This is a genomic window from Streptomyces sp. NRRL F-5755 (assembly GCF_001279365.1).
Lineage (GTDB): Bacteria > Actinomycetota > Actinomycetes > Streptomycetales > Streptomycetaceae > Streptomyces > Streptomyces rimosus.
Genome location: NZ_LGCW01000206.1, coordinates 40,876 through 65,677 on the forward strand (window position 1 = coordinate 40,876; position 24,802 = coordinate 65,677).

At 71.8% G+C, this 24,802-nt stretch carries 20 protein-coding genes; 15 read left to right on the forward strand and 5 right to left on the reverse strand.

Annotated elements, in window-relative coordinates:
- Nucleotides 1–14 precede the first annotated feature (14 nt).
- The 6 genes from ADK86_RS17700 to ADK86_RS17725 all read left to right on the forward strand — a co-directional run bounded on the left by ADK86_RS17700 (nucleotide 15) and on the right by ADK86_RS17725 (nucleotide 6,491).
- Complete coding sequence (locus ADK86_RS17700; protein ID WP_053697443.1) at nucleotides 15–1,280, forward strand: phosphonoacetaldehyde reductase; 1,266 nt, start codon at nucleotides 15–17, stop codon at nucleotides 1,278–1,280.
- A gap of 82 nt (nucleotides 1,281–1,362) precedes the next feature.
- Entirely contained in the window at nucleotides 1,363–2,721 is a 1,359-nt protein-coding gene (locus tag ADK86_RS17705; protein ID WP_234345912.1) for a histidine kinase, read from the forward strand.
- Nucleotides 2,722–2,769: 48 nt separating this feature from the next.
- Nucleotides 2,770–3,741, forward strand: a complete 972-nt coding sequence (gene aepX, locus ADK86_RS17710; RefSeq protein ID WP_078952095.1) for a phosphoenolpyruvate mutase — start codon at nucleotides 2,770–2,772, stop codon at nucleotides 3,739–3,741.
- Complete coding sequence (aepY, locus tag ADK86_RS17715) at nucleotides 3,738–4,886, forward strand: phosphonopyruvate decarboxylase (RefSeq protein WP_053697444.1); 1,149 nt, start codon at nucleotides 3,738–3,740, stop codon at nucleotides 4,884–4,886. The genes aepX and aepY overlap by 4 nt, the downstream gene beginning before the upstream one ends.
- Complete coding sequence (locus ADK86_RS17720) at nucleotides 4,886–5,710, forward strand: sulfite exporter TauE/SafE family protein (RefSeq protein ID WP_053697445.1); 825 nt, start codon at nucleotides 4,886–4,888, stop codon at nucleotides 5,708–5,710. The genes aepY and ADK86_RS17720 overlap by 1 nt, the downstream gene beginning before the upstream one ends.
- Nucleotides 5,711–5,831: 121 nt before the next feature.
- Nucleotides 5,832–6,491, forward strand: coding sequence for an NADPH-dependent FMN reductase (locus ADK86_RS17725; protein WP_053697446.1), 660 nt, complete (start codon nucleotides 5,832–5,834; stop codon nucleotides 6,489–6,491).
- A gap of 77 nt (nucleotides 6,492–6,568) precedes the next feature.
- Here ADK86_RS17725 and ADK86_RS17730 read toward each other — a convergent pair whose 3' ends face one another.
- Entirely contained in the window at nucleotides 6,569–7,894 is a 1,326-nt protein-coding gene (locus ADK86_RS17730) for a S1 family peptidase (protein WP_234345913.1), read from the reverse strand.
- Nucleotides 7,895–8,214: 320 nt separating this feature from the next.
- A complete protein-coding gene (locus tag ADK86_RS17735) occupies nucleotides 8,215–8,835 on the reverse strand; it encodes a DUF7691 family protein (protein ID WP_053697448.1) in 621 nt (206 codons plus the stop codon).
- Between the two features lie 146 nt (nucleotides 8,836–8,981).
- Between ADK86_RS17735 and ADK86_RS17740 the strand changes: the two genes are divergently transcribed.
- Nucleotides 8,982–9,431: a hypothetical protein gene (locus ADK86_RS17740; protein WP_324611397.1), complete on the forward strand. Its 450-nt coding sequence runs from the start codon at nucleotides 8,982–8,984 to the stop codon at nucleotides 9,429–9,431.
- A gap of 100 nt (nucleotides 9,432–9,531) precedes the next feature.
- On the opposite strand, the gene ADK86_RS17745 is transcribed toward ADK86_RS17740, so the two are convergent.
- Nucleotides 9,532–10,494, reverse strand: coding sequence for an NAD(P)-dependent alcohol dehydrogenase (locus tag ADK86_RS17745; protein ID WP_053697450.1), 963 nt, complete (start codon nucleotides 10,492–10,494; stop codon nucleotides 9,532–9,534).
- Between the two features lie 99 nt (nucleotides 10,495–10,593).
- Here ADK86_RS17745 and ADK86_RS17750 point away from each other — a divergent pair, with 99 nt between their 5' ends.
- Complete coding sequence (locus tag ADK86_RS17750) at nucleotides 10,594–11,175, forward strand: TetR/AcrR family transcriptional regulator (RefSeq protein ID WP_053697451.1); 582 nt, start codon at nucleotides 10,594–10,596, stop codon at nucleotides 11,173–11,175.
- Nucleotides 11,176–11,384: 209 nt separating this feature from the next.
- Here the strand turns inward: ADK86_RS17750 and ADK86_RS17755 are convergent, their stop codons facing one another.
- Nucleotides 11,385–11,846 carry a GNAT family N-acetyltransferase gene (locus tag ADK86_RS17755; RefSeq protein WP_053697452.1) on the reverse strand — a complete coding sequence of 154 codons (462 nt, stop codon included), beginning with the start codon at nucleotides 11,844–11,846 and terminating at the stop codon, nucleotides 11,385–11,387.
- Nucleotides 11,847–11,979: 133 nt separating this feature from the next.
- Between ADK86_RS17755 and ADK86_RS17760 the strand changes: the two genes are divergently transcribed.
- The gene (locus tag ADK86_RS17760; protein ID WP_420718860.1) at nucleotides 11,980–12,360 is read left to right on the forward strand and encodes a hypothetical protein; all 381 of its coding nucleotides are present in this window, start codon (nucleotides 11,980–11,982) and stop codon (nucleotides 12,358–12,360) included.
- A 168-nt stretch (nucleotides 12,361–12,528) separates the two neighbouring features.
- Here ADK86_RS17760 and ADK86_RS17765 read toward each other — a convergent pair whose 3' ends face one another.
- A complete protein-coding gene (locus ADK86_RS17765; RefSeq protein ID WP_063789027.1) occupies nucleotides 12,529–14,118 on the reverse strand; it encodes an alpha/beta hydrolase in 1,590 nt (529 codons plus the stop codon).
- Nucleotides 14,119–14,447: 329 nt separating this feature from the next.
- Here ADK86_RS17765 and ADK86_RS17770 point away from each other — a divergent pair, with 329 nt between their 5' ends.
- The 6 genes from ADK86_RS17770 (at nucleotide 14,448) to ADK86_RS17795 (ending at nucleotide 24,801) form a co-directional block, all read left to right on the forward strand.
- Entirely contained in the window at nucleotides 14,448–15,119 is a 672-nt protein-coding gene (locus ADK86_RS17770) for a histone deacetylase (RefSeq protein ID WP_234345914.1), read from the forward strand.
- Between the two features lie 266 nt (nucleotides 15,120–15,385).
- Nucleotides 15,386–16,717: an MFS transporter gene (locus tag ADK86_RS17775; protein ID WP_053697454.1), complete on the forward strand. Its 1,332-nt coding sequence runs from the start codon at nucleotides 15,386–15,388 to the stop codon at nucleotides 16,715–16,717.
- Nucleotides 16,718–16,937: 220 nt separating this feature from the next.
- A complete protein-coding gene (locus ADK86_RS17780) occupies nucleotides 16,938–18,350 on the forward strand; it encodes a non-ribosomal peptide synthetase (RefSeq protein ID WP_053697455.1) in 1,413 nt (470 codons plus the stop codon).
- Nucleotides 18,351–18,494: 144 nt separating this feature from the next.
- A complete protein-coding gene (locus ADK86_RS17785) occupies nucleotides 18,495–21,656 on the forward strand; it encodes a non-ribosomal peptide synthetase (RefSeq protein ID WP_053697456.1) in 3,162 nt (1,053 codons plus the stop codon).
- Nucleotides 21,653–22,813, forward strand: a complete 1,161-nt coding sequence (locus tag ADK86_RS17790) for an acyl-CoA dehydrogenase family protein (RefSeq protein WP_053697457.1) — start codon at nucleotides 21,653–21,655, stop codon at nucleotides 22,811–22,813. Before ADK86_RS17785 ends, ADK86_RS17790 begins: the two co-directional genes overlap by 4 nt.
- An 89-nt stretch (nucleotides 22,814–22,902) precedes the next feature.
- On the forward strand, nucleotides 22,903–24,801 hold the full coding sequence (locus ADK86_RS17795; protein ID WP_053697458.1) for a non-ribosomal peptide synthetase: 1,899 nt from the start codon (nucleotides 22,903–22,905) through the stop codon (nucleotides 24,799–24,801).
- Nucleotide 24,802: the final 1 nt, after the last annotated feature.

Genomic DNA, 24,802 nt, shown 5'->3' on the forward strand with positions numbered 1-24,802 from the left:
GCGAGAGGAGCATCGTGGCGATCACCGAACTGCCCCACCGGGAAGCGGATGTCCGGCAGCTGCTGGGGGCCGCAGACCACTCCGTGGCTCTTCCCGTGCCCTGCTACGTACCGACGCGAGTGGTCTTCGGCCGCGGCGCCGCCCACACGCTGGATACGGTGATCCGGCACCGGCTGGGAGTACGGGAATTCCACCGGCCCATGGTGCTCACCGGCCGGGAGGCGGCCGTCAAGCCCTGGCTGGCGGCGGTGGTCGCGGCCTGCCGGCGTCTGGGTACGGCGGTGGTGGTGGAGAATCCGCGCGCCAATCCGACGCCGGAGAGCATGCAGCACGTACTCGATATCGCGCGGCAGCACCGGGTCGACGGTGTGGTGGCGATCGGCGGCGGAAGCGTACTGGACACCGGAAAGGCCGTGGCCCTGCTGGCGGGCGGTGAGCGGTCCGTTGCCGAGGCGGTGGACCCGAAATCAGGCCCCGTCGCAGCTCCTCCCGGCGGGCCGCGCGGTACCGGACTGGTCGCCGTACCGACGACGGCGGGCAGCGGTGCGGAGGTCACTCGTACGGCGACCGTGTGGGACGAGCGTGAGCAGCGCAAACGGGCGCTGGACCACGAAGCGCTCTTTCCCGATCTCGCGATCGTCGACCCGCTGCTGACGATGAGCTCGCCGGACAGCGTGTGGCGCAGCTGCGGCCTGGACGCGCTGGCCCAGGCGATGGAGTCCAGTTGGGCGGTCGCCGCCGACGCCGAATCGCTGCGCTTCAGTGTGCCCGCCGTCCGTTTGGCCGCCGAGGGGCTGGAGGCCGTTCTGGTGGATCCCGGCGACGAGGCGGCGCGCACCGTACTGAGCTGCGCGAGCGTCTTCGCCGGACTGGCCATCGCCGGCACCCGGACCACCGTCCCGCACGCCGTCTCGTATCCGATGACCCTGCGCCACGGCATCCCGCACGGCCACGCCTGCGCTCTCACCCTCGGTGCCGTCCTGAGGTTCAACGTCGCCGTCACGGCGCAGGACTGCCGTGATCCCCGGGGCCCGGAGCACGTGACGAGTGTGCTGCGCTCCGTGTGCCACCGGCTCGACGCGCGGGATCCGGCCGAAGCACACCAGCGCCTGGACGTACTCCTGGGACGGCTAGGCCTTCCCACCTTGCGCGGGCTCGACCACATCGACGTACACGCGCTCGCCGACGACGTGGTGACGTACAACCGCTTCGACAACAACCCCCGGCACATGAGCCGTGAACAGCTCACCGCCTTGCTGCACGCGGAGAGCACCCGCTGACCGGGAAACAGCGACCGGTAACAGCAACCAGGACCCAAGACTCAGGAAACAAAAAACAGGACACAGGACCCCGGAGGCCATCGTGCCGAATCCGCCCACCATCGATCCGTACAAACTCATGCACTGGCTCAACGCACGCAAACTCACCCCGGAACATGTGCAGGACCGTACCGGCATCGCGCTCGATCTGCGCCCGGACACCGTGGAAGAGAGCCTGGAACTCTCCGGGGCCGAGATCCGTAAACTTGCCGAGTCTTTGGATGTCCCTGTCGAAGAGCTCGCCGTGGGACGGGCGCGGCAGCCCGCCGCCCTTTTCCAGAGCCGTGCCGACACGGCTGCGACCCGGCGCGCGGTGCAGCGCGACGGCTTTCATTTCTACAACTACTATTCGCTGCCGGCTCCCTCGGGGTACATCGCTCCCGTAATCCTGGACATTCTGTGTCCCGCAGGACGGCTGCCGAAGCTCAACAACGGCCATCTGGAACCGGCCATCACCGTGAACATCGGGCCCGGCGACATTCACGGCCGCTGGGGCGAGGAGATCAACGAGCTGACGTGGGCCGTCCTGAAGGCCAACCGGGACCCCGAACACGCCTGGATCATCGGCGACTCCTACCTCGAACCCTCCTACCGGCCGCACAGCTACTCGCTGGCCGGCCAAGAGCCCGCCCGGATCATCTCCTACACCTGCAAGTCGAACCTGCACGCGCTGCTGTCGCGGGCCAACGAATGGACCGACGCCTCCTACGACCGGTTCGTCGAGGACTGGTCCGCCGACGGGCAGGCCGCCGTGCTCGCCATCGCCCTGCGCCGCCGGGCGCACACCGCCGCCTCGCTGGCCGCCGCCACCGGCGTCCCGAAACGGAAGATCGCGGCCTGCCTGTCCGGTGACGGCGACGCGCTCGGCCTGGCCGACCTGCGGCGCATCGGTCCCGTACTCGGCGTCGACCACCGGCTGCTGCTGCCCGCCGAGCCGGTGCACGACGAGATCGGCAAGACGTGGTGCTCGGTCGAGGACGGTATCGCCTCCATCCGGGAATTCGGCGCCTACCGCGCCGCTTCCATGGCCGGCGCGCCCCAACTGCCCGACATCATGGGGCTCTACCTCTCCGTGGACCGCGCCGACACCCGCGCGCTCGACCTGTTCGACCACGGGGCCGCCCACTATCTCGCGACCCGCGGGGCCCCGACCGCCTGGTGGGCCGACGAGCACGGCACCGTACACGAGCAGCAGCTCGCCCCCGACGACAGCCTGTGGGTCGGACCGTGCGTGCCCCACGGGTTCAGCGGCACCGGCGCGCTGATCAAACTCGGCAACGGGGAGGGCTACGGCTACCTCGAACACCTGGAGCTGACGCAGACCGTCCGGCGGCCGCAGACCCTGCGCCGCGCCCGGCGGGACCGCGCGGACTGGGGTTACGAGCCCACCACGACCACCTGAGACCCCCTGGCACCACAACCACACAGGCGTCCGCAGGCGCTCCGGCCCGTGGGCGACATCGAAAGCAGCATCCAACGGGAGTACCTCGTGCACCACAATCACCACACGCCCACCACCGCCAAGACCACCATGATGCGCGAACTCCTGCGCTCACGGAGCCTCGGCTTCCTGATGGAAGCGCACAACGGCCTGTCCGCACGCATCGTGGAGGACGTCGGGTTCTCGGGGATCTGGGCCTCCGGCTTCTCCATCTCCACCGCGCTCGGCGTACGGGACAGCAACGAGGTCAGCGCGGGCGAAGTGCTCGACACCGTCGCCTACATGGCCGATGCCACCCGCATCCCGATCATGGTCGACGGGGACACCGGGTACGGCAACTTCAACAACGCCCGGCGCTTCGTACGGCAGCTGTGCCGACTGGGCGTAGCGGGGGTCTGCATCGAGGACAAGCTGTTCCCCAAGACCAACTCGTTCATCGGCGACCGCCAGCCCCTGGCGGACACCGACGAGTTCCGCGGGAAGATCGCCGCGTGCAAGGACAGCCAGACCGACGACGATTTCTGTGTCATCGCCCGGGTCGAGGCGCTGGTGTCCGGCTTCTCGCTCGCCGAGGCGCTCGGCCGGGCGGAGGCGTACCGGCAGGCCGGGGCGGACGCCGTCTTCATCCACTCCAAGCGCAAGGACGGCAAGGAGGTACTGGCCTTCGCCAGGGAATGGGGACGCAGGTCCCCACTGGTCATCACGCCCACCACCTACCACCGGTCGGTCGGCGTCGACACCTTCGAGCGGGCCGGCATCTCGACGCTGATCTGGGCGAACCAGAACATGCGCGCCTCGATGCGCGCCATGCGCGAGGTCAGCGAAGAGGTCTTCAGGAAGCAGCGGGTCAGCGACGTGGAGCAGGACCTGGTCCCGGTGCAGGAGGTCTTCGACTTCCTGGACTACGGCGAACTCGACGACGCGTCCCGCCGGTACCTGCCGGCCGACCCTGCCCCGGCCCCCAGGAGGAACGCCTCATGATCCGGGCCGGGCAGTTCCTCGACGCGGCCCGGCGCCGCGGGCTCGACTTCTACACCGGAGTCCCGTGCTCCTTCCTCACCCCGCTGATCAACGGTGCGATCAGCCGCCGCGAGCTGCGCTATCTGGGCGCCACCAGCGAGGGCGAGGCCGTCGGGCTCGCCGCCGGCGCCTGGCTGGCGGGGCGGCAGCCGGTGGTGATGTGCCAGAACTCGGGACTCGGCAACATGGTCAATCCGCTGACCTCCTTGTGTCACCCGTTTCGCATCCCGCTGCTGCTCGTGTGCACGTGGCGCGGCCGGCCCGGCGTCAAGGACGAGCCCCAGCACGAGGTGATGGGCCGCGTCACGCACGACCTGCTGAGCGTGATCGGCATCTCCCACCGTCCCTTTCCCGACCGGACGGAGGAGATCGAAGGCTCGCTGGAGGAAGCCGGGAAGCTCATGGCCACCACCGAGCTGCCCACCGCGCTGATCATGGAGAAGGGAACGGTGGCCGCGGACGGACCACTCGACCAGACCCCGCCCGCACGCCATGGCGACGGGGCCGCACCGGCGGACCACACCCGCGGTGCCCGGCGTCCGACCCGCGCGAGCGTGCTGGAGTCCGTACTCGCCGCCGTTCCGCCCGAGGCGGCGGTCATCGCCGGTACCGGCAAGTGCGGACGCGAACTGTTCACCCTGGCCGACCGCGAACAGCACTTCTACCTGGTCGGCTCCATGGGGTGCGCCGGCGCGCTGGGCCTGGGCGCCGCACTGAACACACCGCGGCCCGTCGTCGTCCTGGACGGCGACGGGGCGGCGCTGATGAAACTCGGCGCCATGGCCACCATCGGCGCCGCCCGACCCGATAACCTCGTCCACGTGGTGATCGACAACGAGGTCCACGACTCCACCGGCGGCCAGGCCACCGTCTCCGCCGGTGTCGGCTTCGCCCGCATCGCCCTCGCCTGCGGCTACCGGCACGCCGCCGTCAGCGACGACCTGCGGGGCTTCGCCGAAGCGTTCTCCCGCGCACTGGCCTCCCCGGGCCCGCACCTGATCCACGCGCGGATCAGCCCGGGCTCCCGCACGGATCTGGGCCGCCCCACCGTCACACCGTACGAGGTCGCCCGGCGCTTCCGGCGCTTCCTCGGCACGGCGGCCTGATGACGGTCAGCGCACTGACCGTGACCCTGGTGCTGACCAGCGGCGTTCTCGCCGGAATCATCAACACCATCGTCGGTTCGGGCACCCTGCTGACCTTCCCCGTGCTGATCGCCTGCGGTCTCCCGCCCGTCCTGGCGAACATGTCGAACACGGTGGGCCTGGTCGCCGGCAACTTCAGCGGAGCCTACGGATACCGCCACGAACTCAAGGGCCAGCGCCACCGGATCACGCTGTTCGGCGCCGTATCGCTCCTGGGGGCCGTCGTCGGTGCGCTGGGACTCGTCGTCCTGCCTGCCGCCGCGTTCAACGCCATCGTCCCGGCCCTGGTGCTGATCGCCAGCCTGATGGTCATGGCTCAGCCTTGGCTCAAGAAGAGACTCGCCCGGTCCGCACGGACGGTGGACCGCGACGGGGGCGAGACCCGTAACGGTGACCGGGGAAAGTGGCGGGCCGTCGCCGCCGAAGGCGGGCCCTTCCTCTGGGCGGGCATCTTCGGCGCGGGCGTGTACGGCGGCTACTTCGGCGCCGCGGCCGGTGTCGTCCTGCTCGCCCTCTTCGGCCTGCTCCTCGACGAGGACATCCAGAGCCTCAACGGCATCAAGAACATCTGCATCGGCGTGATCAACGCCGTCGCCGCCCTCCTGTTCATCCTGATCGCGCCGATCGCCTGGCTGCCGGCCCTGCTCCTGACGGCCGGGTCCCTCCTCGGCGGCCAGATCGGCGCCCGCGTCGCCCGGCGGATGCCGCCCACGGTCCTGCGCGCGTGCGTGGTGGTCATCGGGCTGACCGCCGCCACCGTGCTGATCGTGCGGTACTGGACGTGATGCGACGCATTCGCCGGTGACGATCGGTGCGATGTCCTTCGGCCTGGCCGGCGCTTATCCGGCGGAGCCGGCCGGGCCAGACTGACTGACGTGACCGGCGCCCGACGGAAGGGACCACGTGATGAACGCAGACCTCGCACCGGCTGCCATTCGGGTCCTGGTCTTCGGTGCGGCCCTGCGCACCGACTCCACCAACGCGCGGCTGGCCTCCCTGACGGCGGGCCTGGTCGCCGACGGCGGTGCCGAGGCCGACCTGGCCAGGATGCGCGATTTCGCCATGCCCCTGTACGACGGTGACGTGGAGGACGCCGAAGGGCTGCCCCCGGGGGCCCTGGCCCTGTCCGAGCGGATCAGGCAGTGCCACGCCTTCGTCATCTCCTCCCCCGAATACAACGCGTCGGTCCCGGGACCGCTCAAGAACGCCATCGACTGGGTGTCGCGGGTGCGACCACAGCCGTTCAAGACCAAGCACGCACTGCTGCTGTCGTCCTCGCCGTCGATGATCGGCGGCAACCGTGGCCTGTGGGCGTTACGGGTCCCGCTGGAACATCTGGGGACGCGCGTCTATCCCGACATGTTCAGCCTGCCCCGCGCGCACGAGGGCTTCACCGACGACGGCCGCCTCGCCCACCCCGGGGCCCAGGAACGGCTGGCCGAGACCGTCTCCGGCTTCATGCGCCTGGTCTGCGCCGATGTGCGGTTCGTCTGCCTGCATCGCCGCTGGTACGAGTTTCCCGGCGACCGTACGGATGCGGCGGTGACTCAGCGCGCCGAGGACTGAATTGGGTTAGGGCAGGCCCGTACGGCCGTGAGGTATTGGGTCGCCTCATGGCCGTACGGGATACTGCCGGCCCGCGATTACGTCTTCGGGTTGAGCTTCAGGCCGAAGTGGTTGAAGATGTCCGTCGCCTCGGTCCAGTACATGTAGCTGCCGGCGTTGGTCTGGTACGGGCTTGCCAGTGCCGAGACGATGCCGCGTGCCTGGCGTGCGGAGCCGTTTGACGTGTAGACCATCGAGCCGCTGTCGCCGTGCGCCACGGTCCAGGGATTGCCGGGCAGCCGGGTTCCCTCGACGCCGCGGACCTTCCAGCCGGTGTCCAGGGTGTAGGTGATGTCGTCGTTGACGACCTTGATGCCGCAGACGGTTTCCTGCTTCATGAAGAAGGACGCGGCGCCGTTCTGGCAGACGAAGTCGCCGTTGTGCGAGTAGGCGACGCCGGTGACGGGCTTGTAGCCGGTCGTCTCGCTCACGTCGGCGTTGTTGTCGGTGCCGATGAGCTGTTCGGCGTCCCAGTTCGTCGATACGCCGTTGACCGTGCCGACGTAATTGCCGCGCTGGCCGTTGAGTCCGTCGTAGAACTTGCCGAACGTGGGGGTGGTGCCCGACCCGGTGTATATCTTCAGGCCGTTGGCGAAACAGTGGGCGGCGGTCACCATGACCGGCTTGTTGTCGCTCTTGCGTACGGCCGGGAGCCCGGCCGAGCAGTACTGCGAACCGTCGGTGAGCACATCACCGGCGATGAACGGCGTGCCGTCCTTCCACCTCACGTCGGCCCAGGTCCGGGCGGCGGGGGATATGCGCTGTCCCTGTTTGAAGGCCACCGGGACGTCGGTCGCCGGGGCGAGGCTGCGCGCATGGGGATTCCGTCGCGCGGCGGCCGACGTCTTGGCCGCCACGTCGGGCTTGTCCACCGCTACTTCCAGCGTCGAGGCGTCGGCCGCGACCGCCACCGTGTGGATTTTGTACGGCAGTTCCCCGGCCTTTTCCTGGGCGAGCAGCCGGTCACGGACTTCGTGCATCTCCTGCCGGGTGTGGCCGGCTTTCACGATGGTGATTTTGCCGGTGTCGATCCGGCGGTCCAGGGCCGACGCGGCTTTGATGAACTTCGCGGCCCGGGACAGGTCGGTCAGGTAGACGTGGACGGTTTCCCGGGGAGCGTCGATGCGTACTCCGGCGTAGATGTCCGCCTGACTGCCCGAACCGGCGCGGTCGGCCGCGTCGGCTATCGCGCGCAGGGGCGCGAGCAGTTTCGCCTGCTTTTCCGGGGCCATGGCGGCTATGTGCGCTTCGGTGTAACGCGCGTGCGGTGACGCCGGGGCGGCGTTTGCGGCGGGCGCCATGGTGGCGAACAGCGCGATTCCTGCCGTACCCAGCGTCAAAGCGGTCTTCGTGGGTCTCTTCACTGGCCCCCCAGCTCGATGACGTGACCGACTCACCTCATGCCCCGGCACCGTGCTGCGTCACGGCGGGGACGGAGGTGGTCGCGTGGTGACAGCGGGAGCATATAGCAACAAAAGAACTTACGTTCGAGCATTTCCGGGGGAAAGGGAGACCGGTGGACGGGCGCACCGGGAGGCGACTGTCTTGGCGCACCTCATCTGCACGGGGCGCCTGGTGCGTGCGTCACCGTTGGTTCTGATCAGCGCCGCAGAGGTCTTCGAGCCCGGGAAGAGCGGCCTGGGGGTGCTCGGGCTGTGAGGGAAGCGGGCGGGAGGGCGTGCCGTCAGGAGCGGAAGCCGATGATGCCGAAGCCGGGCCGTGCCTCTGCGTGCCGCATCCAGCCGAGGCACTGCATGACGGCATCCACGACCTCGGGCTCCAGCGGCGGGGCCTGCCCCGATTCATCGACCGCGCGCTTGGTGGTCTCGAACTGCTCCAGCGCCTGGGCTATGTGTTCGGGCGTCCACTCGCCACAGCTTGGGGTGAAGGCGTAGGGCAGTGGAGCGGGCGGGGCGCCGTGGCTGAAGGCTTCCACGGACACGGCGGTGATGCCCAGAGCCTTCAGGCCCTGGTCAACGACCGACAGCCAGTCGCCCTTGTGCGGTGTGAAGCAGTCGTTGGGCAGGAACGCGCCGGTGAGCGAGCACAGCCGCTTGTAGGCGTAGCCGTACTGGAAAGCGTGGTCCCGGTTCTCGCTGAAGGGCCCACCGTGGATGACTGCGCGCAGGGCCTCGTCCGAAGTGGGGGCGCCTTGTTCGATCGCGTGGCTGTGATAGTCGTCGTCGCGCGCCAGATCGTCGCCGAATTCGGCGCGTATCACCTCCAGCAACTGGTTGTCGCCGGATCCGACCAGGGCACGCGTAGCGGTCACGTCGAGCAGGTGGACGCTCAGGGAAGAACTCATGCGACGAACTTAGGGCAGGCCACTGACACAGCCCCGCGCTGACGCCGGTCGGCGAGCGTACGGACCGGCGGCCACACCCCGCTGGCCTGCCGTCGTACGGTGTCCTCGTGGGGAACGTTTTCAGCGGCGGGAAGCAGAGTCTGTACTTGACCAACGGCGGCACCGAAGCGTTCATCGACGTGCTGATGCTGGCGGTGACCGACCTCGCCGACGCCATGTGGGACTTCCGCTTTGCGGCTCTTTTGACGCTCCAGGACCAGCAGGTGATGGGACGAGGGGCTGTCGGGTTCGACCTGCAGGACATCGCATGGGGCGCAACCGCGCGGGAGCGAGCCCGGTCGAAGGGCTTCGTGCTGCGCGCCACGGCCCTCGCGCTGAGCCGTCACCGCTGGAACGAGCTGGGGTACACCCCTTCCTCCGTCCACGGCCATCTGCGCCGGTTCGAGGCCATGGCCGAATCCTTCGCGCCGGTCCACGGCCCCGACCTCGCCGCAGGCTTCCCCGGGCCGGACGAGCGCGCGATCGCCTCATGCTCACGGCACCGGATCCTCAGCGCGCTTCCGCTCTGGGACGGGTGCTTCCTCTGCCACCGGTGAGCATGGCCGACGCCGGCCGCCCTCCTATGTCGGCCGCGCGTATCCAAGGCCCGCCAGTGGTGTTCGCGTCGGCAGCAACGGGTTTCGGGCGTTCGCGCGGCTACGGGCGTTCGCGTTCCATGTCGATCACGTACTTCCCCCGGACGCCGCCGGCTTCGAGCCGCCGGTGGGCCTCCGCGATGCCGGCCATGGGGAATACCGCGTCGATCACCGGTCGGACGCGGCCGGTCTCGGCGAAGCGGGTCAGCTCGGCAATCCGGTCCGGCGAGGGGTTGTTGCTGAAGAGTTTGAACCGCCGGGGTGCGACGGCCGCCCGCAGCCCGGCCCCGAGCACGGAGGTGAGCATGCGCTCCGTGTCGAAGGCGAGGGCCACCATGCGCCCCTGCCGGGCCAGTCGGGCCTGATAGGCGCCCAGGTCGGTGCCCACGAGGTCGACGATGACGTCGAAGCGGCCGAGATCCTCGGGCCGGGTGGCGCGGTAGTCGAGGGCCGCGTCGGCTCCGAGTGCGGTGATCCAGTCGAGGTTGTGGGCCGAGGCCAGGGCGGTGACGTGGGCCCCGAGGGCCTTGCCCAGCTGTACGGTGACACTGCCGACGCCCCCGGTCGCACCGCGGACCAGCAGCCGCTCACCGCTCGCGAGCCGGGCCTTGTCCGTCAGCGCGGTCAGCGCGGTGGTCCCCGAGACGGGAAGAGCCGCGGCTTCGAGGAGGCTCAGGTTCTTCGGTGCGCGGGCCAGCCTCTCCTGGGGGACGCGGACGTAGTCAGCGATGGCGCCGAAGGTGAAGTGGGGCATCAGCCCCCATACCGCGTCTCCGGCTCGCCAGGCGTGGACGCCCGGTCCGGTCGCCGCGACGCGGCCGGTGAAGTCGCCGCCGATGCCGCGGGGAAAACGTGCCCGGTTGATGTGGCGCATCCGTCCCGAACGGAAGGTGATCTCCCCCGCGTCCACGCCGGCGGCGTGGACTGCGACGAGCACGTCTCCCGGGCCCGGCTGCGGGACGGGCACCTCGTGGACGCGTAGCACCTCGGGCGGACCGAAACGGTCGTACTGCACGGCACGCATGTTGTCTCCCGTCGCTCACCAAAAAGCGGAGAAGCCCTCCGCTTGGCTGGGTTACAGTAACCGGAGGCCCACCCCATTTCGCAACCCCCGGAGGTCACCGTGACCGAGTCCGCCCGGCAACGCCCCCTGCGCGTGGACGCCCGGCGCAACTACGCGCGCATCGTCGCCGCGGCGCAGGAGGTGTTCGCCGCGGACGGCGTCGGGGCCTCACTGGAGGAGATCGCCCGCCGGGCCGGGGTGGGATCGGCGACCCTGCACCGGCACTTCCCCTCCCGGCGCTCGCTGCTCGAAGTCGTCTTCCACGACCGCGTCGAGGCGCTGTGCTCCAGAGCCCGGGAACACGCCGCGCGCAGCAGCCCCGGCGACGCGCTCCTCGCCTGGCTCCGCGACCTCAACGCCTACGCCGCGGCCGGCCGCGGACTGGCGGCCTCGCTGCTGCACGACGGCCGGGACACCGACCTCCTGCAAAACAACGAGAGTTGCCGGGCGGCCGTCTCGGCCGCGGCCGGAGAACTCCTGCACCGCGCGCAGCAGGCAGGCACCGTACGCCCCGACGTACGCGCCGAAGACCTCCTCACCCTCGTCAACGCCATCTCCCTCGCCACCGAACACCACGATGACGACGCCCAGGCGAACCGACTGCTCGGCATCGCCATCGACGGCATCCGCCCGCCCCGGTGAAGCACCGCCTTCACGGCTCGGGAACGCCCCGCCTGTTCTCCGAAGCGCCGTGGTTCCGCGCGGCCTCGCGCCCCATCAGCCACGTGGCACGAACTCTCAGTGGTCAACTAAAGCGTTCGGCCACGAATAGCGAGAGACCGGTTGAGAACGCGTGAGGCCGCCGACAACCGATCGGTGACTTCGTGGTTCCGCGCCGTGGAACCACGAGTTCAGCCGGATGACGCGGCCGGGGACCATATGCCCATCCACTGTTCGGCACCCCACGCCTCGTACCGCTGCACCTCGGTGAACCCCAGCTTCGCCGCCAGGCGCATCGAGCGGATGTTGGCGGTCTGGGTGCAGAGCACCACCGGCTCGCCGGGAAGCGCGTCGGCGAACCAGCCGAGCACCGCCGCGCACGCCTCGGCGGCGTACCCGTATCCCCATGCCTGTGGCAGGAGCAGGTAGCCGAGTTCCGCCTCCCCGGCATCCGGACGGACATGGCTCCGGCGCTCCGCGTCGCGCCGGTTGAGCTCGATGGTGCCGATCATCGCGCCGTCGAGCTCGATCACGAAAAGCCCGACGCGGCGTTCGGGTACTTCAGGCAACGTGCGCTCGCACTCATCACGTGGTCGGGGGCGCTCCGTCTTGATCGGGGCAGGAGGCCAGGCGACGTGTGCAAGTTCCGACATGGCGGCAACCTACCGCCCGTCAAGATCGAAGCCGATGACGGGACGGGCGATGCACTTGCTTGCGACCTGAGCCCCGAGCGGGCGGCGGCTCGCCGCGGCGGGGCTGCCGAACAAGCCGGCCAAGCCGTTGCGGGTGTGGCTCAATCCGGGCCACGGGGCGGCGCTGGCCGCGCTTCCCTTCGAGCTGGTCTGGGCGACGACGTGGGAGGAAGAGGCCAACGACTTCGTCGCGCCGGTCCTGGGGCTGCCCGTCCTGCCGTTCATACGGTGGCTCTCGCCACGGCCCGAACCCGAGCCCGGCAGCGGTGTGTTCTGGAAGACGCCGGAGATCGTCGCGTGGGCGAAGGGCCGCGCGTTCGCCTGGGTCGACGACGAGATCACCAACGCGGACCGCGCGTGGGTAGTGGAGCACCACGGCGGTCCCGCCCTCCTGCACCGGGTCGATCCCCGACGCGGTCTGACGGCCGACGATTTCGGCGCACTGGAACGTTGGGCAGCGGCGCTGCCGAGGTAACGAGCGATGCGCCTGAGGCTCGTGGGGCGCCATTGAACAGCGCCGGGCCCCGTAAGCCCGCCCAGCATCAGCTGGTGACGGACTCGCGGGGCCCGGGGTGCCGGTACGTGGCCGAGCCGTAGGACCGGCTGGGCCACGGGACCGGCTAGGCCGTGGCGCGGCTTTCGGTTACGCCTTGCTCGGCTGCGGGGTGGCGTGCGGGGTGCACGTCACGTCCTTGGGGTCGGTCTTGCCGGTGAGGAAGTACGTGTCGACCCGGTTGTTGATGCAGGGGTTGACCAGGCTGGTGACACCGTGCGAGCCGGCGCCCTCCTCGATGATCATGCGCGAGCCCTTGAGGCGCTTGTGCAGCTCGACGGCGCCCTCGAACGGGGTGGCCGCGTCGCGGGTGCTCTGCACGATCAGCACGCTGGGCAGGCCCTTGCCGGTCTTGACGTCGACGGGGGTCAGCTGCTTCTCCGGCCAGGTGGCGCAGGGCAGGTTCATCCAGGCGTTGGCCCAGGTCATGAACGGGGCCTTCTGGTGGACGCGGGTGTTGTCCCGGTCCCACTTGCGCCAGCTGGTGGGCCACTTGGCGTCGTTGCACTCGACGGCCGTGTAGACCGCGTTGCTGTTCTCGGAGGCGATGTTGCCCGCGATGTCGCTCATGTCCGGGCCGGCGCCCTGGATCAGCGGCTTCTCGTCACCCTTCAGGTACGCGCTCCACGCCTGGGCGGTCGGGGCCCACGAGGAGTCGTAGTAGGGCGCCTTCTGGAAGAAGTTGATCAGCTCGGCCGGGCCGACGACGCCACCGATCGGGTTCTTCTTGGCGGTGGCGCGCAGCTGCTCCCACTTCGCCTGGACCTTGGCCTCGGTGTTGCCGATGTGGTAGGCGGCGTCGTTCTTGGCGACCCACTTCTTCCAGTCGCTCCAGCGCGTCTCGAAGGCGACGTCCTGGTCCAGGTTGGCCTGGTACCAGATGCTCTCGCGCGAGGGGTTGACGACGGAGTCGACCAGCATCCGGCGGACGTGGTCCGGGAAGAGCGTCGCGTACACGGCGCCGAGGTAGGTGCCGTAGGAGACGCCGAGGTAGTTGAGCTTCTTGTCGCCGAGGGCGGCGCGGATCACGTCCAGGTCACGGGCCGTGTTCGGCGTCGTCATGTGCTTCAGCAGGGCGCCGCTGCGCTCCTTGCAGCCGAGCGCGTACTCCTTGGCCAGCTTGCGCTGGGCGCGCTTGTCGGCCTCGCTGTCGGGCACCGGGTCGGCCTTGGGCGCCTTGGCGAACTCCTGCGGGTCGGCGCAGGAGATCGGGGCGGAGTGGCCGACGCCGCGCGGGTCGAACCCGACGAAGTCGTACGCCTTGGCCATGTTGGCGTACAGCGGGTTCTTGCCGGTGACGCGGGTCGGGAACTTCATGCCCGAGCCGCCGGGGCCGCCGGGGTTGTAGACGAGGGAGCCCTGTCGCTCCGTCTTGCTGCCGGTGTTGCCGACGCGGTCCACGGCGATCTTGATGGTGGGACCGTTGGGCTTGGCGTAGTCGATCGGGACGGTGACGTAACCGCACTGGATGGGAGCCTTCAGCCCCCAGTCGGCGGGGCAGGTCTGCCAGTCGATGCCCTTCTTGGCCGCGCGGTCGGCGGCGATCTGCACGCCGCGGTCCTCGGCCGACCCGCGGTGGTGCTGCTGGCCCGCGCTGGCGGGTGTGGCGGCGATGGCTCCGGCTATGAGCGTGCCGGTCACCAGGGTGCCGGCAGCGCCGAGCGCTGCTGTTCTTCTCACGTGGGGGTCCCCCTGCATAAAGCGCCGCGCGAGGGCGGCGGTGATCACAGAGCTGCACGGGGGATCCTGTCGTCTGTCACCCCACTCTGAACAGGGCTCACAGCCTTTTCTTTACCAAACCGCAGGATTCGTTCAGCGATCTGCGGTAGCGGCGGGCGCACCATGGCGTACGACTCGGCTTTTGCCCTGAGGTGCGGCATGACGCACGGATCGCCCGGGTCATGTGTCTTGGTCGGTTGATGTGGGTCGGGAAGGTTGCGCGGCTTGTCCCGGGCCCGCGGTGAGGGGATGAGACGGTGCAGGTCTGGTACGTGTCCTATGGCTCCAACATGCATGCCGCACGGCTGCGGCACTACTTGACGGGCGGGCGTCCGCCGGGCGGCATGCGGACCTGTCCGGGCTGCCGCGATCCCCGGCCGCCGGCCCGCTCGGTGCCGGTCGTCCTGCCGGGCGTCATGTACTTCGCGCTGGAGTCGCTGAACTGGACGGGCGGCGTCGCGTTCTACGACCCGGACGGGCCCGGCGAGGTGTGGGGCCGCGCCCATCTGGTGACGCGTGGCCAGTTCTCCGACATCGCGGCCCAGGAGATGAACCGGGCCCCGGCGGGCGACCTGGACCTGTCCGAGGCGCTGGACCGGGGCCGGGCACAGCTCGGTCCCGGCCGCTACGAGACGCTGGTGCACCCGGGCACCCTGGAGGGGCTGCCGCTGCTCACCTTCACCGCGCCGTGGCACGTGGACGAGGTTGCGCGCACCCAGCCGACCGACGCCTATCTGGCGCACTTGTGGTCGGGGCTGCGGGAGGCGGGCGGGTGGGACGACGAGGAGATCACGGACTATCTGGACCGGTGCCGGACGGGGCTGCCGGTCCACCCCGGTACGGGTCTTCGGCGACGCCGTCTCCGGGGCGCGGCGCCGGGGCCCCGGGCTCTGGAGCCGGACCGCCGGGAGCCGGGCACGGCCCCGCGGAACTCCGCGCAACCCCGGGTTCACGGCCTGTAACACATTCCGCGGCGTACGTCAGCGGTCCTTACGGGTCCCGAACACACCCGGCCATGCGAATCAGACATTCACTCGACGGCCGAAAATATGGTCGCGCGGTGAACGTTTGGTGAGGGCGTAGCAGGTCACCCCACGCGTGGGTGGACCGGAGAGAACGGACGGTTTACGACAAAACTTGCGATCAGCGTCCGGAATGCGGAGCAAGCTGTCCGGAAAGCCTCCGGTCGTTTTGACCCGCCCCCTCTTCATCACCAAATGTCAGCCATGTGACCACCACACGAGCCTCCGGCCGCGGCGCCGGCGACGGGCTCCTCCGCCATCGCGACTTCCGGCTGCTGCTCGCCGGGGCCGCGGCCAGCCAGGCAGGTACCCAGGTAGCCCTGGTCGCCCTGCCCCTGGTGGCCGTCGTCGGGCTGCACGCCTCGGCCTTCGAAGTGGGCCTGCTCACCGCGGCCGAGACCGCCGCGTTCCTGCTCATCGGCCTGCCGGCGGGCGCCTGGGTGGACCGGGTCCGGCGGCTGCCGCTGCTGATCCGTACGGACGTGGTGCGCGCGGTGGCGATGGGCAGCGTGCCGCTCGCGGCGCTGTGCCACGTCCTGACGATGGCGCAGCTGTACGTGGTGGCCTTTGTCACCGGCGTGGCCACCGTGTTCTTCGACGTCGCCCACCAGAGCTACCTGCCGCGGGTACTCCCCGGCCCGCGGCTGGTGGCGGGCAACGGGGCGCTGGAGACGGCGCGTTCGGCCGCGCAGGTGGCCGGGCCCGGGCTCGGCGGGGGCATCGTCCAGCTGCTCGGCCCGCCGGTCGCCGTACTGGCCAACGCGGCCGGATACCTCGCCTCGGCCCTGTTCCTGCGCGGCATCCGCGTCCGGGAACCGGAGCCGGAGGCGGCCGCGGGCGGGTCGCTGGGCGCCCAGGTCAAGGAGGGGCTGGCCTTTGTGCTGCGGCATCCCGTCCTGCGCATGATCGCACTGACGACCGGGGTGGCGAACTTCTTCTCGGCGATGCTCGTCGCCGTACAGACCGTGTTCCTGACGCGGGAGCTGGGGCTGCCGCCCGGCGTGCTCGGCCTGATGCTGTCCGCGTCCGCCGTCGGCGGACTGGCCGGGGCGCTGTGCGCCGGACCGGTGGCACGGCGGCTGGGGCAGGCCCGCATCATCTGGCTCGCTCCCGTGGTCACCGGGCCGTTCGCCCTGCTGTGGCCGCTGTCCGGCCATGGCGCAGCCGCCGGGTGGTTCGCGCTGGGCTCCGGTGCCGTCTTCTTCGGTGCCGTCGTCTACAACGTCGCCCAGGTGAGCTTCCGCCAACTGCTGTGCCCCGACGCCCTGTTGGGCCGGATGAACGCCACGCTGCGGTTCATGGTCTGGGGGACCATGCCGCTCGGCGCGCTGGCCGGCGGCGCCGTCGCGGAGGCGGCCGGTTCGCGGGCCGCCGTGTGGGTGTGCGCGGCCGGGTTCCTGCTCGTACCCGTGCCCCTGCTGCTGTCTCCGCTGCGGAAACTGCGGGACCTCCCTGCCGGGACAGGGCCCGCGGCGGCGGACGGAACGGCCTCCGGACCGGCTCCCGAGGCAGCTGATGCGCCCGGAGCCGCCGTCTGACCCCGGTTGACGAGCCGGAGAGCTGAGCTTCCGCTCGGCCCCGGCCCCGCGAAGAACATCTCCGATCACCGGTGGCGCCTGTGATCGCGGTCCGTGGCGCGCACGCCCCACCATGGCCGCGATCCATGAGCGCGCGCCCGCAGGTGATCCACCGTACGCAGCTCTGCTCGAACGTCTTCATCGGCGGCGCCCCGTCCGCGGCGCCGCAAGGGAGGTCAGCGTGGACCCCAGCACGACCGCCGGCATCCGTACCGGCGCCAGCATCACGGAGCAGTACCTCGCCCGTTACGAGAAGGCCGCCGCCGGTGCGGGCGACCCGGCCGGGCTGCTGCCCGTCACCGGTGCGCAGCGGCGGTTCCTGCTCGCCCGGCGGCTGGCGCCCGGCGGGCGGCCCGACATCGTCCCGCTGTTCTTCGCGTTCCCGCGCGGCACGGTCGACGTGGAGCGGCTGCGTGCCGCCGCCGGTCACCTGGCCGCCGTGCACCCGGCGCTCCGTATGCGGCCCGACGTGCTGCGCGGTGCGCCCGTACAGCGGCTCGGTGCCCCTGCGGCCCAGGTGGAGCGGGTCGTACCGCGCCCCGGCGAGAGCGCGACGGCCGCTCTGCGCCGCACGCTGCTGGAGTGGACCGCCGAGGGCCCGCCCTTCCGGCTGTTCCTGGCCGACGCGCACAGCTCACTCGACTCGCAGGGCGGCGGCGCCCCCCTGTCCAGCGCCGCCGGAGCCGTCGAGATCCTCGCTCTCGCCCTGGACCACGCCGTGTGCGACGAGCAGTCGCTCGGCCGGATCTCCGCGGATCTCGCCGAGGCGTACGAGCGGCGGCTCGGCCCCGACGACGTACCGCCGCACCGCGCCGCCGAGGAGGCGGCCGGCTACCGCGAGGCCGTCCACCTGCAACTGGACGCCGAGAAGCGTGCGTCGCGGCCGGAATCGCTCGCCTACTGGGCGCGGCGGATCGCCCCGGCATCGGCGACGACGGGCGGTGCGCCGGCCCCCGCCACCAGCACCATCATCAGCAGCAAGACGCAACAGCCCCGCCCCACCGGCGCCCTCCAGACGCGCCTGCCCATCCGCGCCGACGACGGGCGGGCCACGGCCTTCCCCGTCCTGCTCGGGGCGTGCGGCAGCGCCGCGCGCGCTCTGGCGGAGGCGGACGCGCCGGGCCGTACGCCCCTGCTCGGCTATCCCTGGGGCGGCCGGCCCGCGGCGGCGCCCGACGTCCTCGGCTGCTTCCTGAACACCGTCGTCCACCCGGTCACCGCCCGCGGCCTCGACGACCTGACCACCACCTGGTGGGACGACCTCGACCACGCCGACACCCCGTTCGACGAGGTGGTCCGCGCGGCCCGGTCGGCCGCCGTGCCCTGGACGGGACGGCTGGACGGCCTGCTGACCTTCGAGGACCTGCACCGCCGGCCGCCGCTGCGGCTGGGCGGCGTCGCGGGCCGGGAGGTCCACATCGACGGGCGGCCGCTCCAGGCTCCGTTCGCGGTCTCCGTCTCGTACGGCACGGATCTGCTCGTACGGATGGCCTGGGACCGGGACGCCGTCCCGGACGGCCGCGCGCACGACGCCTTCGCCCGGATGACCGCCGAGCTGGCCGGGGAACCGGCCGGTCACGCGCCCGTGGGCTGACCCCCACCGCCGTTCCGGTCGCCGGCCCGACCCCGGGCCCGGCACCGGACACCCGTAACACCGCAATGCCCCCGGTTCCCGCGTCCGATCGACAGCGGGCACCGGACCGAGCTCACCCCTCATCCACCACCCGAAGGATGGACCATGTTCGGATTGTCACCGTCACAGGACGTCGTCTGGCTGCACGAGCAGATGCTGCCGGGCAGCCGTGCCTACAACTTCACGGCCTCGATCGACCTCTGGGGCCGGCTCGACGAGGCGGCGCTGCGCCACGCGCTCGGCGCCGCGCTCGACCGGCACGCCGGTCTGCGTCTGGAACTCGTCGAGCAGCCGGGCGAAGTGCCCAAGCAACGGGTGCGCGAACGATGTGCGCCACGCATACGCACGGTGGACCTCTCGCAGGAGTCCGATCCGGAGGCCGCGTTCCAGGACCTGCTGCGGGCCGAGGCCGAGACCCCGCTCGACACCACCGAGGCGCCGCTGCTGCGCTGGTGCCTGGCCCGGCTGGGCGAGGGGCACCACCGCGTCGTGCACGTCGAGCACCACCTGATCCACGACGGGCACTCGTTCGCGATCCTGCTGCGCGACGTGTTCTCCGCTTACCGCGCCCGGGTGCTCGGCGAGCCGCTGGAGCTGTCCCCGGCCCGTTCGTACGAGGAGCACGCGCGGGCCGCGGCGGGCGCGGACCGGGGGGCGAGCCTGGCGCACTGGACGGCGGAGCTGGCCGACGCGGCCTTCGACCTGCCGCTGCCGGGCCTGGCCCGGCCGGGTGCCCGACGGCGGCACGCGGGCGGCCAGTTCCGGCAGGCCATCGGCGCCGATCTGGCCGAGCGGCTGCGGGAGTGCAGCCGTACGCAGGGGCACACGCCGTTCTCCACGCTGCTGAGCCTGTTCGCGGAGTTGCTGCGTCGGCACAGCGGCCGTACCGACATCGTTGTCGGCACCGCGGTGGGCAACCGGCCCAAGGGCTTCGAGGGCACCGTGGGCATGTTCGTCAACACCATCCCGCTGCGCCTGCGGCTGAACCCGGCGGCCGGCGCGGTGGAGGCGGTGGACGAGGTCACCGACACGCTGATCCGGGCGCTGCCGCACCAGGAGGTGCCGGTGCAGGAGCTCACCCGGGCGCTCGGCCGGCACACCACCGGCGCGGACAACCCGCTGTTCAGCGTGATGTTCAGCGCGCACGACGCGGCGCTGCCGGAGATCGAGGTGCCGGGGCTGGAGGTGGCGCTGTACGAGGGGTTCAACACCGGTACCACGCGCTTCGACCTGGACCTGGTGCTGATGCCGGACGACCGCCGCGTGGTCGGTCCGCGGGTGGGCGCCGCCGGGATGACGCTGGTGTGGGACTACGACCGGGACCTGTTCGGCGAGGACGTGGTCCGGCTGCTGGCGGAGCGCTTCCTCGGTGTGCTGCGCGCGTACCTGGAGACGCCCGACGCACCGCTCGCCTCGCTGGGCGCCGCCCGGCAGGAGGCCGGTGACGCGGAGATCGGTGCGGCCCCGCCCACCGACGAGGTGCTCGACCCGGCGGCCCGTCAGGACCCGGCCCGCCCGGCCCTCGTGGGCGGCACGAAGAGCCTTTCCTACGGTCAGCTCGACACCCTCGTGGACGACCTGGCGCGCCGCCTGCGCGCTGCCGGGGTGACGCAGGGCCGCCCCGTCGCCGCCGTGCTCCCGCGCGGCACCGACTCCGTCGTCGCGCTGCTCGCCTGCCTGCGCACCGGCGCCGTCTACTGCCCGCTCTCCCCCAACGACCCGGCCGCGCGCCTGAAGACGCTGCTGGAGCGGCTGGACCCGGCGCTGGTGCTGGCCACCCGCGAGAGCGCGCTGTCCCTCCCGGCCGAGGGCCTGCCGGTGGGGCTGCTGGACGGTCCCGCGTTCCCCGAGGCGGCGCCCGCCGGCCGGCAGACCGGCCCGGACGCCTTCAAGGACGCCGCGTACGTGATCCACACCTCCGGTTCCACCGGCCTGCCCAAGCCGGTCGTGGTCAGCCGCGCGGCGCTGGCGCAGCACGCCCGCGCGACGGCGGAGCGGTACGGCCTGGCGGACGCGGACCGGGTGCTGCTGTTCGCCCAGCCGTCCTTCGACGTGGCGCTGGAGGAGGTGCTGCCGTCGCTGCTGGCCGGTGCCTGCCTGGTGCTGCCGCAGCGCGAGGTGCCCACCCCGGACGAGCTGACCGCGGTGCTGGCGGCCCGGCGCGTCACCGTCGCCAACCTGCCGACCAGCTACTTCCTGGCCGTACGGGCGGAGCTGGGCGAGGCGCTGCGGGACGGCCGGTGGACGCCGCGACTGCTGGTGCTGGGCGGCGAGCGGCTGCCGGTCGGCGCGCTGCGCGAGCTGTTCGACGCGGTGGACGCGGCCGCCGGCGCCCCGTCGGTGACGGTGCTCAACGCGTACGGCGTGACCGAGGCGGCGATCACCAGCACCGTCCACGAGGTGACGCGCGACGACCTGCGGGACGGCGCGGAGGTGCCGCTCGGCACGGAGCTGCCGGGCACCCGGATGCACGTACTCGACGCCGGGCTGCGGCCGCTGCCCGCGGGCGCGGTCGGCGAACTGGCCGTGGCAGGCGCCGGGCTGGCCGACGGCTACCTCGGCAATCCGCAGGTCACCGCCGAGCGTTTCGTGACGCCGGACGCGCTGGGCGGCGAGCGGGTGTACCGCACGGGCGACCTCGGCTACCGCGACCGGGCCGGGCGGCTGTGCTTCCTGGGCCGCCGCGACAACCAGGTCAAGCTGCGCGGCTACCGCATCGAGCTGGAGGAGGTGGAGGCCGCGGCCTCGGCCGAGCTGGGCGGGCGGTCGTGTGCCGTCGTGCTCGACGCCGACGGTCCGGCCGGCCCGCGCCTGCTGGGCTTCCTGGAGTCCCGCGATGGCGACATCCCCGACGACCAGGCGCTGCACCAGGCCCTGTCCCGGCGGCTGCCCACCGCGCTCGTACCGGCGCGCTGGATACGGCTGGACGCCATGCCGGCGCTGCCGGGCGGCAAGCCCGACCGCGGCGCCCTGGCCCGCCGGGTGGCCGAACTGCCCGCCGAGGAGCCCGACGGGCGCGCCGCGTCCGCAGCCGATCCGGTGGACCCGCAGGTGGCGCTGCTCGCCGAGGGCTGGCGCGAGGTGCTGGGCCACGACGACTTCACCCCGGCGTCGCACTTCTTCCAGATCGGCGGGCACTCCCTGATGGCGGCGCAGCTCGCCGCCTGGCTGGAGCCCCGGCTCGGCAGCCGGCCGCCGCTGCGGCTGTTCTTCCAGAACCCGGTGCTGGCCGACCAGGCCCGTGCGCTGGCGGAGGTCGCGGCATGAGCACCCACCCTTCGTCGGTTCTGGAGGCCGACCACCGCGAACTGGTCGACTCCTTCGAGTCGTTCATCCGCAAGGAGCTGGTGCCGCTGGCGGCGGACCTGCCGGAGGACGCCGACCTGCCCCCGGCGGAGCTGCGCGACTATGTACGCCGTCGCTCGGCGGCCCTCGGCTTCTACGCGGGCGACTATCCCGAGGAGCTGGGCGGTTCCGGCATGCCGTTCACGGCCGTGGTGCTGCTGCACCACGCGGCGGGCCGCAGCGGCTGCCCCCTCGCGCCGTACGCCCTCGCCGGTTCGGACGGCCCGAGCCCGCTGCTGCGCCACGGTACCGAGGAGCAGATCGAGCGGTATCTGAAGCCGCTGGTGCGCGGCGAGGCGGTGCGCTGTCTGGCGCTGACCGAGCCGCACGCCGGATCGGACGCGTTCCAGCTGACCACCACCGCCGTGCGGGACACGGCGACCGGTGAGTGGGTCCTCAAGGGCCGCAAGACCTTTGTGAGCAACGCCGACCGGGCGGACTTCACCCTGGTCGTCGCGTCGGCCGAGGGCGAGCCGACCGCCTTCGTGGTGGAGGCGGGCAACCCGGGGCTGCGGATCGGGCAGCGCTACGACGGCATGTCCGGCGAGCCGCTGTACGAACTCCTGCTGGAGGACGCGCGGGTGCCGGACGACGCGGTGATCGGCGGGCCGGACGCCGTCGGTTCGGCGCTCGGCAACGGCATGGACAGCCTGTCCCGGGGGCGGCTGGTGGTGGCCGCGATGTGCGACGGCATCGCCGAGTACGCGCTGAAGCAGGGCATCGCGTACGCCCGTGAGCGGCGGGCCTTCGGTGAGCGGATCGGCGCGTACCAGCATGTGCAGGAGCACCTGGTGACCAGCCGCGCGGAGATCGAGGCCGCCAAGCTGCTGACGCTGGCCTGCGCGCGGCTGGTGGACGGTGGCACGGAGGCGCCGGAGAACGCGGCGCTGGCCAAGCTGACCTCGTCGGAGACGGCGGTGCGGGTGGTGGACCGGGCCCTTCAGGTGCACGGTGCCACGGGCTGGGTGCGCGGGCATCCGCTGGAGTTCCTGTACCGCTATGTCCGGTCGATGACGATCATCGAGGGCACCTCGGAGATCCAGAAGGTGATCGTCGCCCGGTCCATGGGTCTCGGCTGAGCCGGCCGCCCTCCGGGGCCCGGGGCCGCACCGCCGCCCTGGGCCCCGCCCCCTTACGAATGCGTGAACTTGCGAACCGCAGAGGAATCATGAGTACTTCAGCGCACGAACGTCCCGGCAGCAGCCCGCAGGACGCGCGGCCCAGCATCGCGTACGGCACGGCGCCGGATACCGCGGCACAGGGGCCGGACCGCTCGGACATCCTGGCCCGGTACGAGCACTGGGTGCGCAGCACCCCCGAGGCGCCCGCCGTCGAGGACGGCGCACTGTCGTGGAGCTACGCGGAGATCGACGCGCTGGCGAGCGTCGTGGCCGACTCGCTGCGCGGCCGGGTCTCCCCCGGTGACCTGGTCGGCGTCTGCCTGGACCGCTCCGCCGCGCTGGTCGCGGTGGCGGTCGGGCTGGCCCGGCTGGGCGCCGTCTACCTGCCGCTGGGTCCGCGGCCCGGCGAGCGCCGGCTGGCCGCGGTGACCGAACGGCTGGGCGTGCCCTGCCTGGTCGGCGATCCCGCGCTGCTGCCCGCGGCGTACCGTACGGGTGACACGCTCGCCCTGCCGCTGCCCGCCGAGGGCGCCAACGCGGCCGGCAGCGTGGTGGCGGCGTTCCGGGACGCGCCCGCCGACGGCGCCGGACAGGCCGCGCCGCCGGGCACCTTCTACGCCGTCCTGACCTCCGGTTCGACCGGCATGCCCAAGGCCGTCGCGGTGGGCGGCGCGTCGCTCGGCGCGCTGCTGGACTGGTACCAGGCGTACACCGGCGCCGGACCCGAGGACCGGCACAGCCTGCTGATCGGCGTCTCCTTCGACCCGCATGTCAAGGAGCTGTGGGGAGCGCTCACCTCGGGCGGTGCGCTGAGCGTGCCGCCGGAGGAGGTCCGCTGGGACCCGGACGCGCTCACCGGCTGGTGGCAGCGCGCGAAGGTGTCCGTCGCCGTGCTGCCCACACCGCTCGCCGAGGCCGTCCTCGAACGCCCCTGGCCCGAACTCCCCGCACTGCGGCACCTGGTGGTGGGCGGCGACCGGCTGCGCCGCAGGCCCGCGCCACAGGTCACGGCCCGGGTACACAACGCGTACGGGCCCGCCGAGGCCACCGTCGTCACCACGGTGCACCACGTCGAGGCGGACGACTCCGACACCGCTCCCCCGCCGATCGGCACACCCGTCGACGGCGCCGTGGTCTGCGTCACCGACGAGGCCGGCCGCGTGGTCCCGCGCGGCGAGAGCGGTGAGCTGCGCATCGGCGGCGGCGTGCTGTCGCTGGGCTACCTGGACGCCGATCTGACGGCGGCCCGCTTCGTGCCCGCGCCGGACGGGGTGGACGGGACCGAGCGCGTCTACCGCACCGGCGACCGGGTACGGATGCGCGCCGACGGGGTGCTGGACTTCCTCGGGCGGCTGGACGACCAGGTCAAGGTGAGCGGCGTCCGTATCGAACTCGCCGAGGTGGAGGCCGCGTTCGAGCACCACCCGGGCGTACGGCGGGCCGCGGTCGCGGTCCGGTCCGCCGCGGGCGGCGTCAACCAGCTCGTCGCTTTCGTCCTGCCCGTGCCCGGCGAGCCGGTGCCGAGCGCGGACGAGCTGATAGGCGAGGCGCGCGGCTGGCTGCCCGAGCAGGCGGTCCCGGCCGTCGTACGGTTCCTCGACCGCTTCCCGCTGGACGCCAACGGGAAGGTCGACCGGGCCGCCCTTCTGGCGGCCGAGGCGGCGGAGACCGCCGAGGCCCCGGACGGTGCCGCGCCGCGGACGCCCACCGAGGAACTGGTGCTGCGCCTGTGCCGCGACCTGCTCGGCGCTCCGGCGCTCGGCACGGCCGACAACTTCGCGGCGGCGGGCGGCAATTCCCTGTCCACCGCCCGGCTGCTCACCGCCATCGAGGAGCATTGCGGCGTACGTTTGCGGGCGCCCGAGGTGCTGCGGCAGCCCGACCTGCGGGCGCTGGCGGCCCTGGTGGACACCCGGCGCGGCGCCGCCGATCTGGCGGGGGTGTGAG